Source organism: Gemmatimonadales bacterium (assembly GCA_036265815.1).
Taxonomy (GTDB): Bacteria; Gemmatimonadota; Gemmatimonadetes; order Gemmatimonadales; family GWC2-71-9; genus CAVVWJ01.
In genome coordinates this window covers 152,360-162,405 of record DATAOI010000064.1, presented here as the reverse complement: position 1 = coordinate 162,405, position 10,046 = coordinate 152,360, and the positions used below count along the sequence as shown (strand labels likewise).

The 10,046-nt window shown below is 68.9% G+C and carries 7 protein-coding genes; all 7 read left to right on the top strand.

What is annotated here, in order from left to right; translation table 11 throughout:
* On the top strand, positions 1–2,676 hold a 2,676-nt coding region (locus VHR41_14830), incomplete at its 5' end, for a TonB-dependent receptor (protein HEX3235471.1).
* 135 nt (positions 2,677–2,811) lie between these two features.
* Entirely contained in the window at positions 2,812–4,404 is a 1,593-nt protein-coding gene (locus VHR41_14825) for an NAD(P)/FAD-dependent oxidoreductase (protein HEX3235470.1), read from the top strand.
* A gap of 442 nt (positions 4,405–4,846) precedes the next feature.
* A complete protein-coding gene (locus VHR41_14820; protein HEX3235469.1) occupies positions 4,847–5,182 on the top strand; it encodes a cupin domain-containing protein in 336 nt (111 codons plus the stop codon).
* A complete protein-coding gene (locus tag VHR41_14815) occupies positions 5,179–6,315 on the top strand; it encodes an aromatic ring-hydroxylating dioxygenase subunit alpha (GenBank protein ID HEX3235468.1) in 1,137 nt (378 codons plus the stop codon). Before VHR41_14820 ends, VHR41_14815 begins: the two co-directional genes overlap by 4 nt.
* Positions 6,312–7,478, top strand: coding sequence for an N-methyl-L-tryptophan oxidase (solA, locus tag VHR41_14810; GenBank protein HEX3235467.1), 1,167 nt, complete (start codon positions 6,312–6,314; stop codon positions 7,476–7,478). Before VHR41_14815 ends, solA begins: the two co-directional genes overlap by 4 nt.
* Positions 7,475–8,272, top strand: a complete 798-nt coding sequence (gene speB / locus VHR41_14805; GenBank protein HEX3235466.1) for an agmatinase — start codon at positions 7,475–7,477, stop codon at positions 8,270–8,272. Before solA ends, speB begins: the two co-directional genes overlap by 4 nt.
* Positions 8,272–9,711 (top strand): M20/M25/M40 family metallo-hydrolase, encoded by a 1,440-nt coding sequence (locus VHR41_14800; GenBank protein HEX3235465.1) that lies wholly within the window; start codon positions 8,272–8,274, stop codon positions 9,709–9,711. The genes speB and VHR41_14800 overlap by 1 nt, the downstream gene beginning before the upstream one ends.
* Positions 9,712–10,046: the final 335 nt, after the last annotated feature.

Below are 10,046 nucleotides of genomic sequence, written 5' to 3'. Positions count from 1 at the left end.
GGTGGGGCCCTGGCCAGCGCCTCGGTGACCGTGGAAGGCACCGGCCTCGCCGCCGTGAGCGGCGGCACGGGCGAATACAAGATTACCGGCGTCCCCGCGGGTCCTCATACGGTCTACGTCCGGCTCATCGGCTATCGGGCTGCGAGAAGTGCGGTGACCGTCCGTGCCGCGGACGTTACCCGGCTCGACTTCACCCTGGTCAAGAGCGCCGTCCAGCTCGCGCCGATCGACGTAGTCGTCGGCTCCCGGGCGCGCCACACCGCCGCGGAGGAGCTGGCGGTCCCGGTGGACGTGTACCCAGCCGAGCGGCTGCAGCAGCAGGGGTCGACCGAGACCAGCATCATCCTGGAGACCGTATCGCCCTCAGTCAACTTTCCACGCCAGTCCGTCAACGACGCGACCGACATCGTGCGGCCGTTCACCTTGCGAGGGTTGAGCCCCGACCACACGCTGGTGCTGGTCAACGGCTGGCGTCGGCACCAGACGGCCCTGGTGAACAACTTCAGCTACGGCAGCGCAGGGGGCTCGAGCGGCGTGGACCTGAACGCCCTGCCCGCCAGCGCGCTCGATCGGATCGAGGTCCTGCGTGATGGCGCGTCGGCACAGTACGGCTCGGACGCCATCGCCGGCGTGGTGAACCTGGTGATCAAGGACGGCACGTTCACCCCGTTCGTGAACGGCGACGTCGGCCGCTACACCACCGACGATTATCCGGACGACGGCACCACGGCGAACGTCAACGGCGGCTGGGGGGTCAAGCTGGGCCGCGGCTCGCTGGGGCTATTCGGCGAGTTCCGCGACCGGCAGCCGACCAATCGCGCCTGGGCCGACCCCGCGGAGACCAGTGTGACCGGCGTGGCCGACTCGATCGACTCGTCCGATGGTAAAGTCATCGAGAAGCGGAACCCGGTGCCTCAGCCCAATTACCACTGGGGTGACGGGCTGGAGAAGGACGTGCTCACCTTCGCCAACTTCCGTCTGCCGCTGAACGAGGCCGGAACCACCGAGGTGTACAGCTTCGGCGGCTACAGCCACCGGAAAGGCAGCGGCAACGGCTACCGCCGCTACGCCGACGGCTCCAACAACTGGCCGCAGATCTATCCGCTCGGCTTCCTGCCGCAGTTCGATGGCCTGGCCAACGACTATTCGGCGGCGGCCGGTCTGCGCGGCGTGGTATCGGGCTGGAACTACGATCTCGGCGGGCAGTTCGGCCACAATGACTTCAAATACGACCTGTCGAACACGCTTAACGCATCGCTGGGCCCCTGCCTCGACGTCCCCTGCGCGCCTGGTCTCGATGGCATTCTGGGGACCGCGGACGATCCGAACATTCCGAATCAAACGTCCTTCGACGCCGGCCGGGTCCTGCGCAGCGAGTTCGTGACCGGCATCAACTTCGCCCGGCCGATCGTCGTGGGACTTCCGGCTCCCCTCAACCTGGCGTTCGGTGCCGCGTTCCGGCGGGAGAACTACAAGATCCGTCCGGGGGAGCCGGCGTCGTACATCAACGGGGGCAGCCTGGACCAGTTCGGTGCCGACCTGGCGCCGAGCGGCTCGCAGGTGTTCGCCGGGTTCAACCCGGGCGACGCAACCGACCGCAGCCGCAACAACTTCGGACTCTATGTCGATGGTGAGACCGACCTCACGCCGAAGCTTTTGGCCAACGCGGCCGCCCGCTACGAGCACTACAGCGACTTCGGCGACCGGCTGACCGGGAAGCTGGCGCTCCGGCTTCAGCCGTCGCGGCGGGTCACACTCCGGGCCGCGATCAGCACCGGATTCCGCGCGCCGGGGCTGAGCCAGGTGGGATTCAGCAAGGTGACGTCGAACTTCATCTTCGATCCCACCCTCGGGGTGCCGGTCCAGGAGAACGTCGGCATCTTCCCGACCGACAACCCTGCCGCGAAGGCACTAGGCGCCGTGCCGCTCAAGGAGGAGACGTCCATCAATTTCAGCGGCGGCGTCGCCGTCACCCCGGTGAACAACCTCACGATCACCGTCGACTACTTCCACATCCGCATCAACGACCGCATCCTGCTCGGCGCCACCTTCGACGACGAGGCGACGGTCCAGATTCTGACCAACGCGGGCTTCACCGACATCTCAGGTGTCCAGTACTTCACCAATGGGCTCGACACCCGCACTCAAGGCCTGGACATCACCGCTGGCTACCGGGCGCCGGCCGGCACGGGCGGGACGCTCGACCTCACGGGCAACCTCAACTACACGAAGAACAAGATCCTTCGGGTGGATCCGCTGCCGCAGGTGCTGCGGGATGCGGGCTCGACCGAGGCAGGGCTGCTGGACGTGGTGACTCGGGTCAGCATCGAGGAGGAACGCCCCGACTGGCGCGCCACCCTCCAGGCCAACTACGGCGTCGGCCGATTCAACGTGCTGGGGCGCACGTCGTACTACGGCGGGTTTGCCTCCGCGCAACCGGGCTTCTGCGACGACTGCCGCGAGACCTACGGCGGCAAGACCCTGTTCGATGCGGAGCTGGGATACCGGTTCAACCTGGTCAAGCTGTCGCTGGGGATGCGAAACATCTTCGACACCTATCCGGACCAGGCCAGCGTGAACAACAGCTTTGACGTTTTCCCCTGGGCGGCCGCGTCGCCGTTCGGGTACAATGGGCGTTTCGTCTACGCCCGGACCGAGCTGCAGCTGTCGCGGTAAGCGACACGCGCTCTAGTTGTGGCTGTGGCTGTCATCCCGAATAGCGCAGCGAAAGGGCTCGGGATGACAGGCAGGCGCTCGGGATGACAATCCGGTCCGGTCGCGCTAAGATTCGCGACCCTGACCCGGAATACCATGTCTACCACGTACGATCTGCTGGTCATCGGTGGCGGTCACAACGGCCTGGTGACCGCCGCCTATGCCGCCCGTGCCGGCCTCTCGGTGCTCGTGCTGGAGCGCCGGGAGGTGCTGGGTGGTGCCTGCGTAACCGAGGAGGTGTGGCCCGGCTACAAGGTCTCCACCGCCGCGTATGTGAACAGCCTGCTCCGGCCCGAAATCATCCGGGAGCTGGAGCTCAAGCGCCACGGCTTCGAGATGCTGCCCCGGAGCCCGTCGTCGTTCACTCCCTTTCCCGATGGCCGGTCGCTGCTGCTGGGGCCGGACAAGGCGCTCACCCAGCGGGAGATCGCCAAGTTCTCCCAGCGGGACGCCGAGGCGCTGCCCCGGTACGAGGCGATGCTCGAGCGGGTGGCCGACTTCCTCGAGCCCACCCTCACGATGACGCCGCCCAACCCGTGGTCGCTCCGGCCGGCGAACCTGTTGCAGCTCGCCCGGCTGGGACTGGCCTTCGTGAAGCTGGGCACCGATGGGCAGAAGGCGGTCGAGATCCTGACCGGGGCGGCGACCCCCATCCTCGACCGGTGGTTCGAGTCGGAGCAGCTCAAGGTGACGCTGGCCACCGATGCCATCATCGGGGCCATGGCGTCGCCCTCGATGCCGGGCACCGCGTACGTGCTCTTCCACCATGTCATGGGCGAGTGCGACGGTGTGCGCGGCGTGTGGGGCTACGTGCGGGGCGGAATGGGCGGGATCAGCAATGCGATCGCCTCCGCTGCGCGGGACGCCGGGGCGGAGATCCGCACCAACGCCGAGGTGGCGCGCATCCTGGTGAAGAACGGAACGGTCCAGGGCGTGGCGCTAGCCGACGGCAGCGAGATCCGCGCCTCTCGGGTGGCCTCGGGGGTCGACGCCAACGTCACCTTCCTCAAGCTGATGAGCAACGGCGATCTGCCGGCGGAGTTCGTGCAGGCGGTGCGCAACATCGACTATGCCAGCGCGAGCTGCAAGATCAACCTCGCGCTGAGCGAGCTGCCCGATTTCAGCGCCGCGCCCGGCACCGCTCCCGGCCCCCAGCACCGCGGCACCATCCACATCTCGCCCACGATGGAGTACATCGAGCGGGCCTACGACGACGCCAAGTACGGCCGCCCGTCCCAGCATCCGATCATCGAGGCCACCATCCCCTCGGTGCTGGACGACACGCTGGCCCCGCCGGGCAAGTACGTGATGTCGATGTTCACCCAGTACTTTCCCTATACGTTGGCGCCGGGCCTGTCGCTGACCGAGGAGAAGGAGAAGTACGCCGACCGCTGCTTCGATCTCATGAACCAGTACGCCCCGAACTTCAAGCGGTCGGTCATCGCCCGGCAGATCCTCACGCCGGTCGATCTGGAGCAGCGCTTCGGCCTCACCGGCGGCAACATCATGCAGGGAGTGATGAGCCTGAGCAGCCTCTCGTTCATGCGGCCGGTGCCGGGGTACGCCGATTACCGGACGCCGGTGCGGAACCTGTACCTGTGTGGCGCGGCCACGCACCCGGGGGGCGGCGTTATGGGGGCATGCGGGTACAATGCGGCGAGGGAGATCTTGCGGGACGTACGGGGGTAGTCGGCGGGGATCGGGGGGGTGGGGGCTGGGGAGGCTCGCTCCGGTCACAACAGGCCGCCCCGGAGCGTACGTAGCTAGACCGCCATCACACGGCCTGACTCCCTGCGCGAGCCTCCCCAGCCCCCCTGGCACGCGCTGATACAGTGGTGGGCGCAACAGCATTGCGCGATGGTCGGGTCGGATGTGCCCGCGGGCCCTGATGCTCGGGCGCAGGCGGCGGGCGGGGATCGCGGAGGGAGTCAGGCCGTGCGATGCCGGTCTAGCTCCGTGTCCCCCGGGACGGGCTGTTGTGACCGGAGCGAGCCCCGCCCGTCGCCGGAGCCGGCGCCCCGATCCCCTCGCCGCAGGAGCCGGCGCGCCCCGACCTCACCCGCCGCGGGAGCCGACGCCCCGATCGCCGCACGCCGCACGCACCGCGGACCACGGAAATCACCGGATGCCCATGTCCAACCATCTTCTGCGCGTTTCCGATGGCTTGTCCCGCCTCCCCGGTCCAGTCGGTGAGCGCTTCGTCGAGCTCTTCCGCCACGGCACTCTGGCAGTCGAGCTCTACGCTCCACGCGGCACTGATCCCCAGACCCCCCACACCCGCGACGAAGTCTACGTCGTGATCCACGGCAGCGGCCAGTTCCGGAACGCCGGCGAGCAGCACCCGTTCGGCCCCGGCGACGTCCTCTTCGTGCCGGCCGGCGTGACCCATCGCTTCGAGGAGTTCACTGACGACCTCGCCGTGTGGGTCTTCTTCTACGGCCCCGAGGGCGGAGAAGCGCCTCGGTGAGCGGCGAGCCCGGGATCGGCTCGCCGCTGGAGCGGACCCTGGACCGGGAGTACTACCTCTCGGACCAGATCTTCGCGCGGGAGAAGGACCGGATCTTCTTCCGGGAGTGGTTCTGCGTCGGCCGCGAAGAAGAGCTGCCGCAGCCGGGGGCGTACACGGTGAAGACCGTCGCCGGGGAGAGCGTGCTGCTGGTGCGCACCCGGGACGGCGGCCTCGCCGGGCACTACAACGTGTGCCGCCACCGGGGATCCCAGCTGGTGCCCGACACCGGCGCAGGCACCTTCGCCGGTACCATCCGCTGTCCCTATCACTCCTGGACCTACACTCTCTCGGGGGCGCTCCGCACCGCGCCGTTCCTCGACGAATCCCAGGGCCTCCCCCGGAGCGAGCTGTCGCTGCACCCGGTCGGGGTAGAGTGCTGGGGCGGCTTTCTCTTCGTGAACCTCACGCCGGCCGACGCGCCCGCGCGCGGTCACACCTTATTACGCCAGCTCGGCGACATCGTGGAGCGGGTGCGCCGCTATCCGCTCGGCGAGCTCCGAGTCGCCCGGCGGCTGGTCTATCAGGTGCAGGCCAACTGGAAGGTCATGCTGGAGAACTACAACGAGTGCTACCACTGCGGGCCGGTGCATCCCGAGCTCTGCCGCCTGGTCCCCGCGTTCAAGCAGCGCGGCGGCGCGGAGCTCGACTGGGAACGGGGCATCCCCCACCGCGAGGGTGCCTGGACGTTCACCCTGACCGGCACCTCCGCCCGGGCGCCGTTCACCGGCCTGGACGATGACGAGCAGGTACGCCACAAGGGCGAGCTGATCTATCCCAACTTCATGCTCAGCCTGTCCGCCGAGCACGTGGCGGCGTTCACCCTCTGGCCGGAGGCACCCGAACGGACTACCGTCGTGAACGAGTTCCTCTTCCATCCCGACGAGATCGCCAAGCCGGGCTTCGATCCGTCCGACGCCGTGGAGTTCTGGGACCTGGTGAACCGGCAGGACTGGGCCATCTGCGAGTCGGTGCAGCGGGGCATGCGGTCGCGGGTGTTTCAGTCGGGGTATTACGCGCCCATGGAGAGCGCCAGCCTCGACATCCGCCGCTACATCCGGGAGCACCTGGGCGGACCGGGAGACGCCCCATGAAGCGCGACTACGAATACATCGTGCTCGGCTTGGGCGGTTGGGGCAGTGCCGCCGCGTACTGGCTCTCCCGGAAGGCGGGCGCCGAGGTGCTGGGCCTGGAGCAGTTCGAGATCGGTCACGTGCGGGGCGAGTCGCAGGACCACTCGCGGATCATCCGCCTCTCCTACCATACGCCGGAGTACGTCGAGCTGGCCAAGCACGCTTATCGCGCGTGGACGGAGGTGGAGCAGGATGCGGGAGAACAGCTGGTCCTCAAGACCGGGGGCCTCGACTTCGCTCCCCGGGAGAGCGCCATCCCGCTCAGCAGCTACAGCGACAGCATGACGGCCGCGGGCGTTCCATTCGAGCGGCTCGACGCCCCGGAAATCCGGCGCCGCTGGCCGCAGTTCACCGTGACCGACGACATCCACGGCCTCTTCCAGCCGGAGAGCGGGATCGCGATGGCGGCCCGGGGCAACGGGGCGCATCTCCGCATGGCCCAGGCGCACGGCGCCACCGTGCGCGACCGAGTCCCGGTGCACGGCCTCACGCCGGTGGGTGACGAGATCGTGGTCGCGGCGGGCGACAGCAGCTACCGCTGCCGCCGGCTGATCATCGCGGCGGGCTCCTGGTCCAATCGCGCGTTGGCCAATTTCGGCGTCCGGCTCCCGCTCCGGGTGACCAAGGAGCAGGTCAACTATTTCGCGTCCCCCTATTTGGAGGAGTTCCAGCCGGACCGGTTTCCCATCTGGATCTGGATGGATGATCCGTGCTTCTACGGCTTTCCGGTCTTCGGCGAACAGGGTCCCAAGGCCGGGCAGGACGCGGGCGGCCTGGAAGTCGATCCCGATACCCGCACCTTCGAGCCGGATGCGGCGGCGCGCCAGCGCACCGTCGACTTTCTCGGGCGCTGCATCCCCCACGCCCTGGGGCCCATCATCTACACCAAGACCTGCCTCTACACGCTCACGCCGGACCGGGATTTCGTGATCGACTTCGTGCCGGGGTGCCCCCAGGCCGTCGTGGGAATCGGCGGCGGGCACGGCTACAAGTTCGCTTCCATCATCGGCCGCGTTCTCGCCGAGCTGGCGCTGGACGGCCGGACTGAGCGGAACATCCAGCCGTTCAGGATCGATCGGCCGATTCTCCAGCTGGAGAATCCGCCGGCGAACTACATGGTGTGACCGGCGTCACCCTGCTCGGCATCCGCTACGACGGCAGCTCCTCGTTCCAGCGCGGCGCGGCCGAGGCCCCGCCGCTCATCCGAGAGGCGCTCTGGTCCCAGGCCGGCAACGCCTTGACCGAGAACGGCACCGATCTCGGCACCGGCGTCGTGCAGGACGCGGGCGACGTCACTCCCTCGGCGGACGAAGAGGGACGAGCTGCGATCGAGGCCGCGACCGAGACGATTCTCGCCTCGGGCCGGCGTCCACTGGTGCTGGGTGGCGACCACTCGATCAGCTTCCCGGTCCTCCGCGCGGTGCGCCGCTATCATCCGCGCCTCGCCGTGCTGCACCTGGATGCGCACCCCGATCTCTACGACGAATTCGAGGGCGACCGCTTCTCCCATGCCTGCCCTTTCGCTCGGGTGATGGAGGCCGGCCTCGCCGACCGGATGGTGCAGGTCGGGATCCGCACCATGACCGCGCACCAGCGGCAGCAGGCGGTCCGGCTCGGCGTCGAGGTGATCGAGATGAAGGACTGGCGTGATGGCCGAGTGCTCCCGTTCGACAGCCCGGTCTACCTCTCCCTCGATCTGGACGTGCTCGAGCCTGGCCTGGCGCCCGGCATGTCCCATCGCGAGCCGGGCGGGCTCACCGTCCGGCAGGTGCTCGGCATCATCCAGTCGCTGGAGTCGCCGCTGGTCGGCGCCGACCTGGTCGAGTTCAATCCCGCCAACGATCCCACCGGCCTCACCGCGGGCGTGTGTGCCAAACTGGTCAAGGAGCTGGCCGCGCGGATCCTTTCGGAGGACTGATGCCGAGACACCCAGGGCATCTGCTGGCTCGCTGCGGCCTGCTCGCGGTCGTTCTGCTCGCCTGGCCGGGTCTCCCCCTCGCGGCTCAAGCTCCCGGGCAGGCGCCGGCGATCGATTTCAGCACGCTGCGCGACGAGGCTGCACGGCGTCTCTCCGAGTACCTCCGAATCAACACCACCAACCCCCCGGGCAACGAGCTCGCGGCGGCGCGGTGGCTCAAGGACGTGCTGGCGCGCGAGGGCATCGAGGGGCAGATCCTCGACACGGCGGAGTTGGGGCCCGGCAGGGCCAACTTCTACGCGCGGGTTCCGGGCGCGACGCCGGGGCACGGGATCGCCCTGGTGCACCACATGGACGTGGTGCCGGTGACCCGGGCGCAGTGGACGGCCGATCCGTTCGGCGGCGAGATCAAAAAGGGATCCGTCTGGGGCAGGGGAGCGCTCGACATGAAGGGGCACGGGATCCTCCAGTTGCTGAGCCTGATCGCGCTCAAGCGGGCGGGCGTGCCGCTGGCCCACGACGTGGTGCTCATCGGCAACGCGGACGAGGAGATCGACGGGCTTGGCACCCGAACGTTCATCCGGCGCCACCCCGATCTGCTGAAGGGCGTGGAATACCTGCTCACCGAGGGGGCCGACACCCGGGTGGAGCACGGCAAAGTGAAGTGGTTCGGGATCGATGTCGGCGAGAAGCGGGCCTACTGGCAGAGGGTGACCGCGCGCGGCACCACCTCCCACGCCTCCGTCCCGCTGGGCGACAACCCGGTGGACCGGCTGGTGGTGGCACTGGGACGGTTGGTCGCGTGGCGCACGCCGGTGCGGCTCACGGCCCCGGTCGACCGGTTCTTCAAGGCGCAGGCACGGTACGAGACGGGCGAGCGTCGCCGCTGGCTGGCCGACGCGGGCGCCGCGCTGGCCACGCGGCGTGGCCGGGCCTGGCTGCTCTCGAGCCCGGAACGGAACGCGCTACTCCGGTCGACGGTCACGCCCACGGTGCTCGCCGGCTCCAACAGGACCAACATCATCCCGGAGGAGGCCTCGGCCGAGATCGATATCCGGCTGCTCCCGGACGAGGACACCACGGCGTTCCGGCGCGAGCTCCTGCGCGTCCTGGCGGACCCCAAGCTCACGGTCACCACCATCGGCGACGTGGGCCCGCGGTTCGACGCCCCGCTCGATACGCCGCTGTTTCATGCGATCGAGCGCGTGGCCGGGCGGATGCTGCCCCGGGTGCCGGTGGCCACGCCGATCAGCGCGGGCGCGTCCGACCGGCCGTACTACGCGGCGGCGGGCATCACCTGTTACGGGCTGGACCCGTGGCTGGTGGAGCTGGAGGAGGACCGGCTGGAGGTACACGGCAACGACGAACGGCTGTCACTCAAGAACATCGAATTCGGACTGCGGCTGTATACCGGGATTCTGCAGGAGATGGCGAAGTAGGACCCGTCGGCCATTCTACTCGGCTTGCCGGCCTCTAGGTTTGCAATCAGGGCGTCGCCTCCGGCTGCGGACGGGATCGGGACGCCGGGATCGGGGCACCGGGATCGGGGCGCCGGGATCGGGGCGCCGGCTCCGGCGGCGGGCGGGGCTCGCTCCGGTCAGAACAGGCCGCCCCGGAGGGCACGGAGCTAGACCGGCATCACACGGCCTGACTCCCTCCGCGATCCCCGCCCGCCGCCTGCGCCCGAGCACGGGTTGCCGGCGGGCATCGTCCGGTCCGACCACCGCGCAACGCTGTTGCGCCCACCACTGTACCAGCGCGGCCCCCACCGCCC

Bases quoted from the DNA above. Each gene is read 5' to 3' on its own strand.
- VHR41_14800 (HEX3235465.1), top strand. From the start codon at position 8,272: ATGCCGAGACACCCAGGGCATCTGCTGGCTCGCTGCGGCCTGCTCGCG.
- VHR41_14820 (HEX3235469.1), top strand. From the start codon at position 4,847: ATGTCCAACCATCTTCTGCGCGTTTCCGATGGCTTGTCCCGCCTCCCC.
- VHR41_14825 (HEX3235470.1), top strand. From the start codon at position 2,812: ATGTCTACCACGTACGATCTGCTGGTCATCGGTGGCGGTCACAACGGC.
- solA (HEX3235467.1), top strand. From the start codon at position 6,312: ATGAAGCGCGACTACGAATACATCGTGCTCGGCTTGGGCGGTTGGGGC.